This is a genomic window from Roseovarius sp. S88, from assembly GCF_037023735.1.
GTDB lineage: Bacteria > Pseudomonadota > Alphaproteobacteria > Rhodobacterales > Rhodobacteraceae > Roseovarius > Roseovarius phycicola.
This window is the reverse complement of record NZ_CP146069.1, coordinates 1,617,163-1,631,647: the sequence shown is the minus strand read 5'-3', so window position 1 is coordinate 1,631,647 and position 14,485 is coordinate 1,617,163. Positions and strand designations below refer to the sequence as shown.

15 protein-coding genes are annotated in these 14,485 nt (G+C 59.1%); 10 read left to right on the top strand and 5 right to left on the bottom strand.

The window, feature by feature from the left end:
• Positions 1-16 precede the first annotated feature (16 nt).
• The 5 genes from RZ517_RS08240 to RZ517_RS08220 all read right to left on the bottom strand — a co-directional run bounded on the left by RZ517_RS08240 (position 17) and on the right by RZ517_RS08220 (position 4,165).
• A complete protein-coding gene (locus RZ517_RS08240; RefSeq protein WP_338550970.1) occupies positions 17-757 on the bottom strand; it encodes a sulfotransferase family protein in 741 nt (246 codons plus the stop codon).
• A gap of 75 nt (positions 758-832) precedes the next feature.
• Positions 833-1,651: a hypothetical protein gene (locus tag RZ517_RS08235; RefSeq protein WP_338550969.1), complete on the bottom strand. Its 819-nt coding sequence runs from the start codon at positions 1,649-1,651 to the stop codon at positions 833-835.
• 27 nt (positions 1,652-1,678) lie between these two features.
• A complete protein-coding gene (locus tag RZ517_RS08230; RefSeq protein WP_338550968.1) occupies positions 1,679-2,200 on the bottom strand; it encodes a hypothetical protein in 522 nt (173 codons plus the stop codon).
• On the bottom strand, positions 2,193-3,281 hold the full coding sequence (locus RZ517_RS08225) for an aromatic ring-hydroxylating oxygenase subunit alpha (protein ID WP_338550967.1): 1,089 nt from the start codon (positions 3,279-3,281) through the stop codon (positions 2,193-2,195). Before RZ517_RS08225 ends, RZ517_RS08230 begins: the two co-directional genes overlap by 8 nt.
• Positions 3,278-4,165, bottom strand: a complete 888-nt coding sequence (locus RZ517_RS08220) for a MurR/RpiR family transcriptional regulator (protein ID WP_338550966.1) — start codon at positions 4,163-4,165, stop codon at positions 3,278-3,280. The genes RZ517_RS08225 and RZ517_RS08220 overlap by 4 nt, the downstream gene beginning before the upstream one ends.
• Positions 4,166-4,236: 71 nt before the next feature.
• On the opposite strand from RZ517_RS08220, the gene RZ517_RS08215 reads away from it, so the two are divergent.
• The 10 genes from RZ517_RS08215 (at position 4,237) to RZ517_RS08170 (ending at position 14,471) form a co-directional block, all read left to right on the top strand.
• Positions 4,237-6,687, top strand: coding sequence for an FAD-dependent oxidoreductase (locus tag RZ517_RS08215; RefSeq protein WP_338550965.1), 2,451 nt, complete (start codon positions 4,237-4,239; stop codon positions 6,685-6,687).
• Positions 6,688-6,762: 75 nt separating this feature from the next.
• On the top strand, positions 6,763-7,848 hold the full coding sequence (locus RZ517_RS08210; protein ID WP_338550964.1) for an alcohol dehydrogenase family protein: 1,086 nt from the start codon (positions 6,763-6,765) through the stop codon (positions 7,846-7,848).
• Positions 7,845-8,444 (top strand): dimethylsulfonioproprionate lyase family protein, encoded by a 600-nt coding sequence (locus RZ517_RS08205; RefSeq protein ID WP_338550963.1) that lies wholly within the window; start codon positions 7,845-7,847, stop codon positions 8,442-8,444. Before RZ517_RS08210 ends, RZ517_RS08205 begins: the two co-directional genes overlap by 4 nt.
• On the top strand, positions 8,441-9,031 hold the full coding sequence (locus RZ517_RS08200) for a dimethylsulfonioproprionate lyase family protein (protein ID WP_338550962.1): 591 nt from the start codon (positions 8,441-8,443) through the stop codon (positions 9,029-9,031). Before RZ517_RS08205 ends, RZ517_RS08200 begins: the two co-directional genes overlap by 4 nt.
• A complete protein-coding gene (locus tag RZ517_RS08195; RefSeq protein WP_338550961.1) occupies positions 9,028-10,149 on the top strand; it encodes a mandelate racemase/muconate lactonizing enzyme family protein in 1,122 nt (373 codons plus the stop codon). The genes RZ517_RS08200 and RZ517_RS08195 overlap by 4 nt, the downstream gene beginning before the upstream one ends.
• Before the next feature lie 125 nt (positions 10,150-10,274).
• Entirely contained in the window at positions 10,275-11,387 is a 1,113-nt protein-coding gene (locus RZ517_RS08190) for a mandelate racemase/muconate lactonizing enzyme family protein (protein ID WP_338550960.1), read from the top strand.
• A gap of 101 nt (positions 11,388-11,488) precedes the next feature.
• Positions 11,489-11,668: a hypothetical protein gene (locus RZ517_RS18395; RefSeq protein ID WP_422395567.1), complete on the top strand. Its 180-nt coding sequence runs from the start codon at positions 11,489-11,491 to the stop codon at positions 11,666-11,668.
• The gene (locus RZ517_RS08180) at positions 11,665-12,774 is read left to right on the top strand and encodes a mandelate racemase/muconate lactonizing enzyme family protein (protein ID WP_338550959.1); all 1,110 of its coding nucleotides are present in this window, start codon (positions 11,665-11,667) and stop codon (positions 12,772-12,774) included. Before RZ517_RS18395 ends, RZ517_RS08180 begins: the two co-directional genes overlap by 4 nt.
• Positions 12,775-12,777: 3 nt before the next feature.
• A complete protein-coding gene (locus tag RZ517_RS08175; RefSeq protein ID WP_338550958.1) occupies positions 12,778-13,371 on the top strand; it encodes a dimethylsulfonioproprionate lyase family protein in 594 nt (197 codons plus the stop codon).
• Entirely contained in the window at positions 13,368-14,471 is a 1,104-nt protein-coding gene (locus RZ517_RS08170; protein ID WP_338550957.1) for a mandelate racemase/muconate lactonizing enzyme family protein, read from the top strand. Before RZ517_RS08175 ends, RZ517_RS08170 begins: the two co-directional genes overlap by 4 nt.
• The last annotated feature ends 14 nt before the right edge of the window (positions 14,472-14,485 follow it).

The window sequence follows — 14,485 nt, the reverse complement described above, 5'->3', positions numbered from 1 at the left end:
GCGTTTTAGGCCCGGATCACACCTTGACGCGATGGGCGTATAACCGGTCATAATGCGGACGCATGCGCCTGTGAACCTGCTGCACGCGCGGTGCGCACTCTTCCAGCGCAACGTAGCGCCGTTTTTGCGGTGTCAAACCGGTTGATTTGGACAGGTTGGCATGGAAAGATCCCCCATCCCACCAGCTATGCTCGGACGGATCACCGCCTGGCTCCCAACTCAGGGCTTCGCGGAGGAAGGGAATCTCAACCGCGTTGCAAAATGCCTCGACCATGTCTTCCGGATTTTCCAGAAGATCGTCACTGTCGATCACCGGCGGAGGGCTGTCGTTCAGGGCCCAGAGCAAATCGAAAAGCGCGCGCTGCTCGGGGAACCCCACCTCACCTTCGTGAAAATCCGGCCACTTGTCATGCATCGACGTGATGGTTTTGGCGGGATCCCGAATGAGAAAGGCGTGCGTGAAATGACCCAAGAACTCCGGGTTCCACATATGATTGATGTAATGCGGAAAATCCTTGAGAAAGACCGGGCCTTGGGCTGCACGGTTCTGAATGTCCTGCCAGACGCTTTCCAATGTGAGGCCGGGCGTTGTGACATCGCCCTCATTGAAGCGCTGCCAAAGCGGCTCTTCGCCTTGATACCACGCCTCGCCAAAGGGTTCGTGCAGGCACTCCAGATCACCGCGCTGGCGCATCATCCATTCAAAGGCGGTCGAGGTTGAGCGGGGCACGGCCCAGAGGGCGATAATCTTATGCATGTGCATGTGTCCTGTGTATGCGCCCTGCGGACGTGGCCTTTGGCGAGGATATTTGAAGCAAAAAGAAAGGCATTTTTACAAAGAGTTAAGGAGCTGGCCCTGAGGTGAAGTTGGAGCCAGACCGAGGTCTTTGAAGATGCGCCAGTAAAGGGCTGTGTCGTGGCCGATGACCGGTTTTCCCAGCCGGCCTTCCAACATGGGCGCAAGATGCAGGGGGCGCTGAGGCTGGCCACCCGGTCCAGAGCGAAAGTTGCACATGCCGTTGATGAGATAGGCGTCGGCATCAGGGGCTTGCTCAGCCACATAGTCGAAGCTCTTGGTAGCCAGGTCGCCGTCAAACACCCAGCGACGGTCATTGACAGCCTCCTGGCTGTCGAACCAGCCCTGATCGTGGAAATTGCCCGCCCAGAGCACATCAAACCCGGCTTCTTTCAGAAACCCAACGGTGCCCTGCCACCACTCGGGCCAGTGATAGGCGGCGTTGAGGGCGACTTTCTCGACGTTCAGCGCGCGCAGGGCCTCGACCATGGCGTATCCGGCCATGTGAAAGCGCACGCCGAATTGGTCCGACAGGCGCGCGCAATGATCCCGCACACCCTCAACGCCCAGCCCGCAGGCATGCACCCAGTTGGAGCCCACCTGCCCGGCCACATCAACGCCGTTACGGGCGCAGAGATGAACGAAATCCTCAAGCATTCCAAAGTTTTGTCTCCGCTGATCCAGCCCATGCACATAGTCCGGCACATGCAGCATCCAGCCATGAACGCCCACGGTTTCAGGCGCCATGCGCAGGAAATCACTGGGGGCGGCATCATAGTCGAAAGGTGGACAGGTGAAGGCTACCTGTTGCGGGAAGAGCTTATGCTCGGGCCGCCAGGTTTCGGGCATTAGCATGTGAGACCTCTTCTTCGTGAATCCATGTCAAAACTGAAAAACGCTAGCGCCATAGACTTCGCAAATAATGGCCAGCCAAGCGATCCCAATGGAAAAAGGAAATGCGGTGCCTGCAATCTTTCCAAACCAGTGCGTGCCAGACAGTTTTCCCGCTCCGACGACGGACGGAAGATCTTTGACAATTTTTTGCTTGCTGGGCTTATCCACCCATCTGTCGGTGGTGACTTTCCAGTCGTTGAAAGCTTTGTCGATTGCTAAAAAGGCTGCGCCGACACTCAATGCGGCGGCCAGCGCCGAAACCATTCCAACTGAAGAAAAAACCAAAGCGAGTTTTCTCAACTGATCTAACTCAAGTTGCCAGGCTTTTTGCGTTCCTGTCGACATATCGCCGAGCAGGATCGCGAAGGACGTAAACAACAAAGCCTGCAGTGTTACGAACCATATCATGCGTTGGTGGACAAGATTGTCTTCATGCACGACTTTTTCTCGAAAAGTCCTGTATATGTTCAGCACGTATTCTTCCTCCGACATCTGCACGCCCTCACCCATCCACCGCCTCCCGCATCCAGTTCTGCAGTCTCTCAATCGAATGCTCTGAATTCACCCCACAGCTTGGATCGAGCACCAAGGGCCCCGGCCGGTAGCCGCGGGAGTTGAGGCCGCGCTGAACGGATTCAACGAGATGGATGTCTTCCTCCACCGTTGTTTCACGATCCTGCACAGCCAGCTTGCGGATCACCTCGCTTTCAGCGCCGCCTTCGCTGTACCAACCACGATATACGGTGCATGTGTCCACGCCTGTGGCGCGCCAGTGATAGGTGTTGAGCACATTGCCCGGATAGCACTGGAAACTGACCATGGGCCAGAGGAACCAAGATCGGTATTCGCCTGCATGATCCACTGACATATCAATGGGATAGGTCATATCGTCGAGATTCTGGCACTCGGTTGTGTGACGCAGGACATAGCCCTGTTCCAATGGCTGTATGTCATAGGTTTCGGGCTTGACCACGCCTTGGGCAAAGGTCGGATGGTTCAGTGAGCAATGGTAGCATTCCGAGTAATTCTCAATCGATACTTTCCAGTTGCAGTTTTCGGGAATTTCCACCCATTCGAGTGGGGTCAGTTTGTCAATATTGGGCACATAGGCACGCAGCTCTTCACGCACACCGGGGAACCAGTCATCCATAGGGGCGGCGTTGTTATCGAGATTAACGAAGAGAAAGCCGTTGAAGTCTTCGCAACGCACTTCGGTCAGGCAAATCTGGCTTTTCTCGAACCCCGGCACGGATTTGATATTCGGCCCGGCGCGCAGCCCACCAGTCAACTCATAGGTCCAGGCGTGGTAGGGGCATACGACAACTCGGGTGTTGCCGGTGCCGCTCACCAATTCATGCGCACGGTGCTGACAGACATTGTAAAAACAGCGCACTACCTCATCCCGGCCACGGATGCAAAACAGGTTCTGTCCCGCGATCTGAAACGCAAAATAGTCGCCCACATTGGGGATTTGCCCCTGATGCCCGGCAAACTGCCATGTTCTGGACAAAAGCCCTGTCATTTCCTGCGCAAAAATGGCGGGGTCCGTGTAGTAGCGGGCTTCCAGGGACTTGACCAAGGGGGCGTTCATTCCGGCTCCTCCTGATAAATGCCAAGTTGATGGCGGCGTTTGTGGAATTGTGCGACACGTTCTACGATCTCATCGCTGGCCACAGCTATGACGAAGCTCAGCAATGTTTCCAAAAGCGTGATCGTCGAAACAGAGGATGGAAAGAATTGTGGCGTGTCTGCGGCCACGACGAACCCGTGATGCGCCGAGAGCACGACCGGGCTGGCGGGACTGTCAGAGATGCCGACGATTGTCATACCCTGTGTGCGCGCCAGCTTTACTGTCTCGATCACTTCGGTGCGATAGGGGCGGCACGTCATGGCGATCAGCACATCGCGTTCATCCGCCCAGGCCAGATCATCCACTGCCACAGACCCCGGGCGTGGAATGGCATGGAACTGCGTCATGCCCGTGCTGGCAAGATAGGTGAAGTTGCGGGCGTTGGCATTATTGACACCCACACCAAGGGTAAAGACCTGACGCGAGTTCCAGATCGCCTCTGCGGCGGATTTGAGGTCTTCGGCGCTGATCCCGCCAAACGTGTCTTCTAGATTGCGGATCGCGGCCCCCACCATATCGGCATAAAGCCCGCCCAGATCGCCCGAACGCGAAATGCTTTGCAGCCAGCGGGCGCGGTCGGGAAACGACACCTGCCCACGCCGGATGGCATCGCGGAAGGGTTCGCGGAAATCGTCATAGCCCTCGAATCCCACCTGGCGGGCCATACGCACGAATGTGTTGGGCTTGACCTTGGCGGCTTCGGCAATCTCACGCACGGTTGAGACGCCAACATCTGTTGGGTTTTCAAGTACATAGCGCGCGGCCTTCTGCGCCTCGGGCGTCAGGGCGTCCCACTCCTCTGAGAGGCGGTCGAGAACTGATGATGATACATTTGTGTCATTCATGATTGACGACGGTACAGATGTACGCATACGCTGTCGAGCAAATTTGCGACTCGTTTCACAGGAAAATACAGATGTCGGATAAATCCTTCCCAAGCCACGCCCGCGTGGTCATCGTTGGCGGCGGTGTTATGGGTGTGGGTCTGGCCTATCACCTGGCGCATGAGGGTTGGTCAGATGTGGTTTTGCTTGAAAAGGCCGAACTGACATCTGGGTCCACCTGGCACGCGGCGGGGCAGATCACGCATTCAACCTCGTCTTTCGGCCTTGGCAAATGCGTGGATTACAACATCGGGCTTTATTCCGGCGCGTTAGAGGCCGAGACCGGGCAGGCGGTGACCTGGCATGGCTGCGGCTCCTACCGGCTGGCCTATACCGAGGACGAGATGGATTGGCTGCGGCATACCCTTTCCGTTGGCCGGTCGCTTGGGTTCAATATTGAGCTGGTCGGGCCGGACCATATCCGCAAAAATCACCCGTTCTACAATCTCGACGGCGTTATTGGCGCGCTTTACACGCCCGATGACGGGCATGTGGACCCCACAAATGTGACTATGGCGATGGCCGCAGGTGCGCGGCAGCTGGGGGCGCGGATCATTCGCAATTGTCGGGCCACCAATGTCACGCAGAACGCTGCCGGTGAATGGGTGGTAGAGAGCGAGCAAGGCACCATCACCTGTGAACATGTGGTTAATGCGGGCGGGACTTACGCGCGGCAAATGGGTGAATGGTCCGGGCTGCAACTGCCAATGACCTCGATGACGCACCACTATTTTGTCACCGAGCCTGTGCCAGAATTCGAAGACCTTGACTACGAATTGCCGGTTATCCGCGATGACAAGAAGGTTTCGGGCTATATCCGGATGGAGCAGAAACTTGGCCTCATAGGGATCTACGAAAAGGAAAATCCCAACGCGGTCTGGCTCGATGAATGCCCCTGGCACTATGAGAACTGGCTTTTTGATGCTGATTACGACCGCATCATGCCGTGGCTTGAGGAAAGCCTGAACCGCATGCCGATCTTTGCAGAGCTTGGTATTCAGCGCGAGGTGCATGGCGCGATTTCGCACCCGCCCGATGGCAACCCGATGATTGGACCCGCACCGGGGGTCAAGAATTACTGGTGTTGCTGCGGCACGCAGATTGGCATTGGCTGGGGTCCGGGGCTAACGCGCGAACTGGCGCGCTGGATGGTGCATGGCGCGGCGGATGTCTCGATGCGCGAATATGACCCGCGCCGGTTTGGATCTTACGCGAACAAAGAGTGGCAAGTTATTAAAGCCAAAGAAGATTATTGCCTGCGCCATGAAATCCCTTTCCCCCATTTCAACCGCCTTGCCGGGCGTCCGATCAAGCCCTCACCTCTTTATGAACGCCTCAAGGCCAAGGGTGCAGTTTATGAAGAGGTCTACGGATTTGAACGCCCCCGCTGGTTTGCGCGAGAGGACGTTGCACAACAGGATCACTATTCCTTCAAGCGCAACGCAGTGCACGACATGGTGAGCGCAGAGGTGCGCGCCGTGCGCGAGAGCGTCGGGATCATGGATGTGACCGCCTTCACCAAGGTCGAAGTGTCTGGCCCAGATGCCTATGCACTGCTTGATCGGCTCACCGCCAACCGCATGCCGCAAAAAGTGGGGGCCATCACGCTGACGCATATGCTGAACCGGCGCGGGCGCATAGAGCTGGAGACGACGATTGTCCGTATGGCCGAAGATCGGTTTTATCTGGTCTGCGCGGCTTTCTTCGAGCAACGGCTTCTGGACCATCTCAATCAGCAGCGCGACGGTGAGGACGTTACAATCGCCACCCTGTCACACGGATGGTCGGCGCTGTCGCTCAACGGGCCGAAATCACGGGAAGTTCTGAGCAGATGCACCAATGCCGATCTCAGCAATGCAGGCTTTCGCTGGCTCTCGGCTCAGGAGATCATAGTCGCCGGTCACAAAATTTGGGCGTTTCGGATGTCCTATGCAGGTGAGTTGGGCTGGGAACTGCACATGCCGGATGCCGCCTGTCTCGATGTCTATAACGCGCTTTGGGCCGCAGGTGAGGCGCATGACATCACCGATTACGGCTCTTTCGCGATGAATGCGATGCGCATGGAGAAAGGCTTCAAAGGCGCAGGCGAGCTGACCAACGAAGTCACTCTGGCCGAGGCCGACGTACTGCGCTTTGCGCGGCGGGACAAGGACTATCTTGGCCGTGACAAGACGCTCAACACCGACTTGCCTTGGGTCTGCGCCTATCTGGAGATTGAGCCAGACGGAGTCGAGGATGGCCATGGCGGAGAGGCTGTTCTTCTGGACGGCAAGGTCGTGGGGTCCACCGCTTCAGTAGTCTATGGCCACACCATCGGCAAGATCCTTGCTTTTGCGTATGTCAAACCCCACGCCAATATGCCGGAACAAGAAGTTGAGGTTGTCATCGCCGGCACCCCGCGCAAGGGCCGGATCCTTGGCGCACCGGCCTATGACCCCGAAAGCCTGTTGCCGCGCACGGATGTCGCGATGGCGGAGGTCTGAGAGCATGTCGTTTTCTTGCAAGAAAACGGCCTGGAAAATTGCAATTTTCCAGTCACCCAACGAAAGGACCGACTGATGACTACCCTGCCCGCCACGATGAACGCCATGGTGCTGACCGGGCATGGTGATCTGGACATGTACCACTGGCATGAAGATTGGCCGACGCCCCAGCCCGGCCCTTCCGATGTGGTGATCAAGGTGGGGGCCTGCGGTCTGAACAACACCGATGTGAACACGCGCTCGGGCTGGTATTCCAAGGCCGTCGATGAGGCCACCACCGGCGGTGCCTTTGATGAGGTCAACGAAGAGGACCCCACATGGGGTGGCCGCCCCCTCACCTTCCCGCGCATTCAGGGCGCGGATGCGGTGGGCAAAGTTGTCACTGTGGGGGCTGAGGCCGATCCGAGCCTCATCGGTAAACGCGTCTTGGTGGATGGCTGGATTCGCGACTGGTCTGACCCCGACAACAAGGACAAGACCGGCTATTTCGGCAGCGAGAAAGATGGCGGATATGCCGAGTATACCATGGCCGATATGCGAGATGTGGCGGTGGTGAATAGCCCCCTCAGTGATGCAGAACTTGCCACCTTTCAATGCAGCTACTCCACCGCCGAGGGCATGCTGGCCCGGGCACAGGTTGGGGCAGATGACACTGTGCTCGTCCCTGGGGCATCAGGTGGCGTAGGCGGCGCACTTATTCAATTGGCCAAACGACGCGGTGCGCGCGTGATTGCCATGGCGTCCGAGGCCAAGCACACGCAGGTGGCTGAGATGGGGCCAGACATGATTTTGCCGCGCGCACCTGATGACCTGCGCAAGGCACTGGGCGATGAAAAGGTCACCGTAGTGGCAGATATCGTCGGCGGCGACGGGTGGCCTGCCCTGATCGATGTGCTGGAACGCGGCGGGCGCTACACTTGCTCGGGGGCCATTGCCGGGCCGATGGTCGAGCTTGACCTGCGCACGTTTTACCTGCGTGATCTGACCTTCACCGGCTCCACCGTCATTCCCCAACATGTGTTCCACGACGTGGTCAAATATATTGAGCGCGGAGAAATCAGACCGATGCTGGCCGCCACCTACCCGCTCAAAGAGTACGCCAAGGCGCAGGCTGCATTCATTGCCAAAGAGCATACTGGCAACATCGTGGTGGTGCCATGAGGGACGCCTGGGATCAGCTGCTCTCAGAGGCGCAGGCCGCTCATGACCGCATCACAGCGCTTCAGGACTTCTGCGCCTTTCCCGGCGCCGTGCACCGACATGACTGCGCACCCCACCACGACCCGCTGAGCGACAGGATGCAAACGGACGCGGGCCTCTTTGCACCCGATGATCTTCTGCCCTTTCGCGATGCCCTATGTGCTGCCGCATCAGAGGCCAAATGGCGCGAAACCTACCGCGACACGGGTTATGGCGCGACGCTGCACACGCATTTTGGATGCTACGAAGTGCTCGGGAGTGATACACCGCTTGGGGCGCAAGAGATGCGCAGTTTCGTGATTTACCAGGTGCCCGGCTTCCACTATCCCATGCATCACCATCCCGCCGAAGAGCTTTATCTTGTGGTGGCCGGGGAAGGTGAATTTCACGTGGAAGGCCAACCCTCGCGGCATCTGCGGCCCGGCGAGACGGCCTTTCATCCCTCCAATGTGCCGCATGCTCTGACCACCCATGACACCCCCATCATGGCCTATGTGCTCTGGCGTGGCGATCTGGCGACAAAACCTGTTTGGACCCATCCCGAGGCACTCTCATGACCGCGCCGCCGGTCTTTGAAGCCGCGTTGGCCGAAGCACAGGCTTGGCATGCCGCCCTGCCCGAGGCCCGCGCCTTTTGCCCCTGGCCAGACGACATGACCTGGGCCGGGCGCAAGCCCCACGCGCTGCCCGCCACACGACACATCACCCAGACGCCAGGCGCCACCACGGCGCAGTCCTCGGCATTATTGACCGCGATACAAGCGCTGATCCCCCATGCAGACTGGCGACACGGCTATACTGCGGCTCAGGTCGGTCAGGATTTTCTCGATCGGTTTTGCTGGTGCGAGCTGGCCGGGCCTCAGGGGCATTTCCACTCAAACCAGACCCGCCTGACCCTCGCCTACTGGGGCCCCAACCTCTTTTATCCACGCCATCACCACGCCGCCGAAGAACTCTATACCGTGGTCTCCGGCGAGGCTCTCTTTCATGCAGATGGCACCCCTGATGCCACCCTCGGCCCCGGCCAGACGCGGCTGCATTTGGCTCAGCAACCCCACGCAATGACCACACAAGACAGCGCGGTGCTTACTTGTGTCTTTTGGCGCGGAGGGGATTTGGCAGAAATGCCAAGCCTGTCGGCATGAAGATTGCGCGCATCGAGATATACCAGGTGGACTTGCCCGTGGCCGGTGGTGTCTACCGGCTCTCCGGTGGACGGGAATACCACACGTATGACGCCACCATCGCCCGGGTGATCACCGATGAGGGGCTGGAAGGCTGGGGCGAAAGCACGCCTTTTGGGTCCACCTATATCGCCGCTCATGCCGCGGGAACCCGCGCTGGAATCGCCCAGCTTGCGCCCGCACTTATCGGTCACGATCCGCGCCATCACGACCAGCTGTGGGAACTTATGTGCACGGCACTTACGGGCCACCGCGACGCGCGCTGCGCTTTGGATGTCGCCTGCTGGGACATCTCCGCCAAGGCCGCGGGCCAGGCACTCTGCGATCATATCGGCGGGCGCAATGCGGGGTCTGTACCGGTGATCTCCTCCATCGGCAGCGACACCCCTGAGGCTATGCGCGCCAAGGTCGCCGCCCACCGCGCCGAGGGCTTTCTGGGCCATTCGATCAAAATCGGGGCACTCGAGGCCGAGGGCGGCCCAGCCCTTAATGCAGAGCGGATCAAGGAATGTCTTGCGGACCGGCAGCCCGGCGAATGGTTCCTGGCCGATGCTAATGGCGGGCTTAGCCCGGAACACGCGCTAAGAATGCTGTCGCTCTTGCCTGATGGGCTTGATGTCGTGCTCGAAGCGCCTTGCGCCACCTGGCGCGAAACCCAAAGCCTGCGCGCAAGGTGCTCTGTGCCGATCCTGCTTGATGAGCTGGTGCAATCCGAGGCCGACCTGATCCACGCGATTTCACAGGATTTGTGCGATGGCGTAGGCCTCAAAACCTCAAAACAAGGGGGCGTCACCCCCATGATCCGCCAACGCATCATCGCGGCGAGTGCGGGATTGGTGATGTCTGTCCAAGACACTGTCGGTAGCGAGATTGCCTTTGCCACCATCCTGCACATCGCCCAGTCCACACCGCGCCACCTGCTGCGCTGCGCGCTTGACACGCGTGCCATGACCACAGCCCGTGTTGCGTGTTTCGACGCGCCCGTCAAAAACGGCGGCGCAACAGCTCCCAGAGCGCCTGGCCTTGGCGTCTCCCCAAATATGGAGGCGCTCGGCGCGCCAGTGGCCGTTTATGACTGAAACCCTCTTTCTTTTTGCCCGAAATATCCTCGGGGGGAGCGTCGAAACAAGAGTTTCGACGTGGGGGGCGGATAGCCCCCGTCCACGGCGACACCGAAGGCGGCGCAACCCACCAAAGGTAAGCCATGAAAATCACTCGCATCCGTCTTTACAAAACCAAATTGCCCTACGTGGACGGCAGCTATGCGTGGGGCGCAGGCAATGCCATTTCTATCGCCACTGCATCGGTCATCGTGGTCGACACAAATGCAGGCGTGCAAGGATGCGGAGAATTCACGCCCTGCGGAGAAAACTATATGGTCGCCCACTCCGAGGGGGTCGAGGCGTTTGCCCGACTTGCAGCCCCTCATCTGCTGGGCGAAGACCCGCGACAGGTCGCCCGCATGGAACGGCTGATGGATCACATCGTCCAGGGGCACGGTTATGCCAAAGCCCCCTTCGACGCCGCTTTCTGGGACATCCTCGGCAAGGCCACATCGCAGCCTGTCTGGATGCTCATGGGTGGCAAGCTTACCCATGGCGCGCCCATGTACCGCGTCGCCCCGCAACGCTCACGCGATGAAACCATTGCTGAAATGGAGCGCCACCGGGCCGCAGGATATCGCCAGTTTCAGATCAAGGTGGGCGCGGACTGGGCCACCGATATCGAACGAATTCGCGCCACCGTGCCGCTGCTCAAGCCGGGCGAAAAGGCCATGGCTGACGCCAATCAGGGCTGGCGCGTAGACAATGCCATTCGGGTGGCGCGGGCCACGCGTGATCTCGACTTCATCCTCGAACAACCCTGCAAGACCTACGAAGAATGTCAGCAGGTGCGCCGCGTGGCCAACCAGCCCATGAAGCTTGATGAATGCGTCACAGATCTTCGCATGGCCCAGCGCATTGTGGCTGATCATGGCGCCGAGATGTGCTGCCTGAAAATCTCCAACCTCGGGGGGTTGTCCAAGGCCCGCCGCGTACGGGATTTCTTGGTGGAGAACCGTATCCCCGTGGTTTCGGAAGACACATGGGGTGGCGAAATCACCACCGCGGCAGTGGCGCATTTCGCCGCCTCTACGCCTGAGGAATACCTGATCAATTCCACCGATCTTATGAACTACAACACACGCCCCACCGGCATCGGTGGCCCAACCACCAAAGACGGCAAGCTTTATGCGACGGACACGCCAGGTCTTGGCGTCACGCCAGATTTCAAGGCCCTTGGTGAGCCAGTCGCGACTTGGGGAGACGCGACATGACTATGACTTGCACCGCCATTCTACTGATCGATGATGACCGCACGCGTGTTACGCGGTTTGATTTCGAACCGGGTCAGTAAACCGGATGGCATACACACGGGATGGACTATGTGATCACCGCGCTCACCGATTGCAACATGCGACTTGAAGAACCCGACGGCACCTCGCGTGAGGTCACGGTGCCGGGTGGTACTGCCTATGCAAGAGACAAGGGCGTCGAGCACAACGTTATAAACTCTGGGGAAACACGAATGTCCTTCGTTGAGGTTGAACTAAAATGAAAATCACCCGCATCACCGTCTGGCAGCGCGATCTGCCGCTTGCAGAACCCTATTTTCTGTCTGGTGGTCGTCTGCGGTTTGATCGGCTGGACAGCACATTTGTGCGCATCGAAACCGATGAGGGTCTTAGCGGCTGGGGAGAGGGGTGCCCCTGGGGCCATACCTATTTACCGGCACATGGCCCTGGGTTAAGAGCGGGAATCGAAACACTGGCACCCGCGCTTCTGGGGTGTGATCCGCGTAGTTTGGATCATGTGAACAAAGTGATGGACACGCAACTTCCGGGGCATCCCTATGCCAAGTCGCCGATCGATATCGCCTGTTGGGACATTCTGGGACAAGTCGCAGGCCTGCCGCTCTGGCAACTTCTGGGCGGTGCGGAGGCAACCCCGGTTGCGGTCAATTCCTCTATCTCCACCGGCACACCCGAGGAGATGATAACCCTTATCGAAAAAGCGGCGGCCAAGGGCTACACCGTGCATTCCGCCAAGGTCGGCGGGAGTGAGCCTGACGTGGATATCGCACGCATAGAAGGCATATCAAGCGCCCTGCCCCAAGGTCACAGTCTCACCTTTGACGTTAACCGGGCCTGGACGCCTGCGATGGCCATTGAAGTGCTCAACTCTGTTGCTGCGCGTGACTGGGTCGAGCAGCCTTGTGAGACGCTCGATCAATGCGCGCACGTGGCCAGACGGGTGCAAAATCCGATCATGCTGGATGAATGCATGACCACGTTTCCCGATCATCTTGAAGCGTGGAAACGTGGCGCTTGCGAAGGGGTCAAGGTCAAGCCCAACCGTGTGGGTGGTCTGACTCGCGCGCGTCAGATCCGGGACTTCGGCGTCTCGGTGGGTTGGCAGATGCATATCGAGGACGTGGGCGGGTCTGCTCTGGCCGACACCGCGGCCATTCATCTTGCGGCGTCAACACCAGATGAGAATCGACTGGCGTCTTGGCTCTGTCACTACCACCTGAACGATGATCCTGTACCGGGACAAGGCGCGCGCAACCAAAGTGGCTTTGCTACCCCGCCCAGCACGCCCGGATTGGGGGTTATTCCGGAGTCGGACATTCTCGGCCAGCCTGTGGCTGTCTATGAGAGGTAATCGATGACGACGGCCCTCCTCTCAGCTTTGACGCAGTTGGCTCGACACATCGGCGGAGACCTGTCTTGGTTCGCAGATCGCATGGAGGGTCTAGAAATCTCTACGGAAGCACGGCCTATGCCACATCCTGTATGTGATACATTACCCGCGCGTTGCCGCGAGACTTCGGACCTTACGGCCCCTAGTACACAGGCGCTGATGCGCGCGATCCCGTATCTGCCCTGGACGCAAAGCTATACCGAAACCGATGGGTTCGACGCGCATTACCTCGCCAATTATGCCTTCGTGAATGTGGTCTCGCCGAGCGGACTCTACCTGTCGGACGAAATGCGCATCTCTGTGGGGTTCTGGGGCGAAGGGCTGATCTATCCTGATCACGCCCATCAGCCCGAGGAGTGGTACGTTATGCTAGCAGGGTCCTGCACTCTGACAAGCGATGGGATTGGCGCGCAGGTTCTGCGCGCTGGTGAGGTTGCGCATCACACGCCCTGGCAACGTCATTCGGCGCGCATGAACCCCGGACCACTCTTGGCGGCCGCATATTGGCGTGGGGATGGCCTAATGGACAAATCGACGTTTTACGGAGGAGCGTCATGAAGATTACCAAGCTCACGCTCTGGGACGTGCCGCTGACAGCGCATGAAACCTACTACATGGCGGATGGCAAGACGTGCGATGACACGCCATCGGTGATCCTGTGCATTGGGACGGATACCGGCCTTCAAGGCTGGGGGGAATATTGCGCAATCCCAGGGTATCTGCCGGCCTACTGGCGCGGCACGGTCCCCGCAGTGGAAGAAATGGCGCCGGTTCTGCTTGGAGCTGATCCGATTGGCCCCGCGGCGGTGATGAACCGGCTCAATGCCCATCTGCAAGGCCACCCTTATGCCAAATCGCTCATCGACATGGCGCTCTGGGATCTGACGGGCAAGGCCGCCAATCTTCCGCTCTATGCACTTTTGGGCGGGCGCATGGTGGCGGATATGCCGGTCTATCATTCCATCACCTGCGTGGCCCCCGATGAGATGGCCCGCATGGCCCGCGACGCGCAGGATCAGGGCATCACCCAGTTTCAGGTCAAGCTTGGCGCAGATGTCGATTGGCAGGCGGATGTTGAGCGCCTCAAAGCGGTGCGCTCTGAGGTCGGGCCGGGACCGCTCGTCTATGGCGACTGGAATTGCGGGGCGAGCGCGCTTGAGGCCACGCGCGTTGGCCGGGCCGTGAGCGATCTGGACGTGATGCTTGAACAGCCCTGTGCGACCATTGAAGAATGCGCCCATGTGCGTAGCGCCACGGGCCTGCCGATGAAGCTGGATGAAACGGCCCATGACATTCCGACATTGCTGGAAGGTCACACAAGAGGCTGCATGGACGCTGTGGCGCTCAAGCTCTCCAAATTCGGTGGGATCACCGTCATTCGCGCGGCGCGTGAGATTTGCTTGGCCCAAGGCACACAAATGTGCATTGAGGATTGCTGGGGCAGCGACATCACCACCGCCGCGAGCCTGCATCTGGCCGCCTCCACTCCGGCGCGCGGCTTGATGAACACCTGCGATCTCAACCACTATGTGGCCCCGCGCATCGCGCCCGATGCGCCCGTGCGTCAGGATGGCCGCATTGGAGTGCCCGAAGGCCCCGGCCTTGGGATCACCGTGGATGACGCCGTTCTGGGCGCGCCTGCCCATATCTTTGATTGACCCCTGTTGAGGAC

Excerpts from the sequence above, each read along its gene's own strand:
- RZ517_RS08210 (WP_338550964.1), top strand. The coding sequence starts at position 6,763 with ATGACTACCCTGCCCGCCACGATGAACGCCATGGTGCTGACCGGGCAT.
- RZ517_RS08235 (WP_338550969.1), bottom strand. The coding sequence starts at position 1,651 with ATGCTAATGCCCGAAACCTGGCGGCCCGAGCATAAGCTCTTCCCGCAA.
- RZ517_RS08195 (WP_338550961.1), top strand. The coding sequence starts at position 9,028 with ATGAAGATTGCGCGCATCGAGATATACCAGGTGGACTTGCCCGTGGCC.
- RZ517_RS08200 (WP_338550962.1), top strand. The coding sequence starts at position 8,441 with ATGACCGCGCCGCCGGTCTTTGAAGCCGCGTTGGCCGAAGCACAGGCT.
- RZ517_RS08170 (WP_338550957.1), top strand. The coding sequence starts at position 13,368 with ATGAAGATTACCAAGCTCACGCTCTGGGACGTGCCGCTGACAGCGCAT.
- RZ517_RS18395 (WP_422395567.1), top strand. The coding sequence starts at position 11,489 with ATGGACTATGTGATCACCGCGCTCACCGATTGCAACATGCGACTTGAA.
- RZ517_RS08240 (WP_338550970.1), bottom strand. The coding sequence starts at position 757 with ATGCATAAGATTATCGCCCTCTGGGCCGTGCCCCGCTCAACCTCGACC.
- RZ517_RS08225 (WP_338550967.1), bottom strand. The coding sequence starts at position 3,281 with ATGAACGCCCCCTTGGTCAAGTCCCTGGAAGCCCGCTACTACACGGAC.
- RZ517_RS08190 (WP_338550960.1), top strand. The coding sequence starts at position 10,275 with ATGAAAATCACTCGCATCCGTCTTTACAAAACCAAATTGCCCTACGTG.
- RZ517_RS08230 (WP_338550968.1), bottom strand. The coding sequence starts at position 2,200 with ATGGGTGAGGGCGTGCAGATGTCGGAGGAAGAATACGTGCTGAACATA.
- RZ517_RS08220 (WP_338550966.1), bottom strand. The coding sequence starts at position 4,165 with ATGAATGACACAAATGTATCATCATCAGTTCTCGACCGCCTCTCAGAG.
- RZ517_RS08175 (WP_338550958.1), top strand. The coding sequence starts at position 12,778 with ATGACGACGGCCCTCCTCTCAGCTTTGACGCAGTTGGCTCGACACATC.
- RZ517_RS08180 (WP_338550959.1), top strand. The coding sequence starts at position 11,665 with ATGAAAATCACCCGCATCACCGTCTGGCAGCGCGATCTGCCGCTTGCA.
- RZ517_RS08205 (WP_338550963.1), top strand. The coding sequence starts at position 7,845 with ATGAGGGACGCCTGGGATCAGCTGCTCTCAGAGGCGCAGGCCGCTCAT.
- RZ517_RS08215 (WP_338550965.1), top strand. The coding sequence starts at position 4,237 with ATGTCGGATAAATCCTTCCCAAGCCACGCCCGCGTGGTCATCGTTGGC.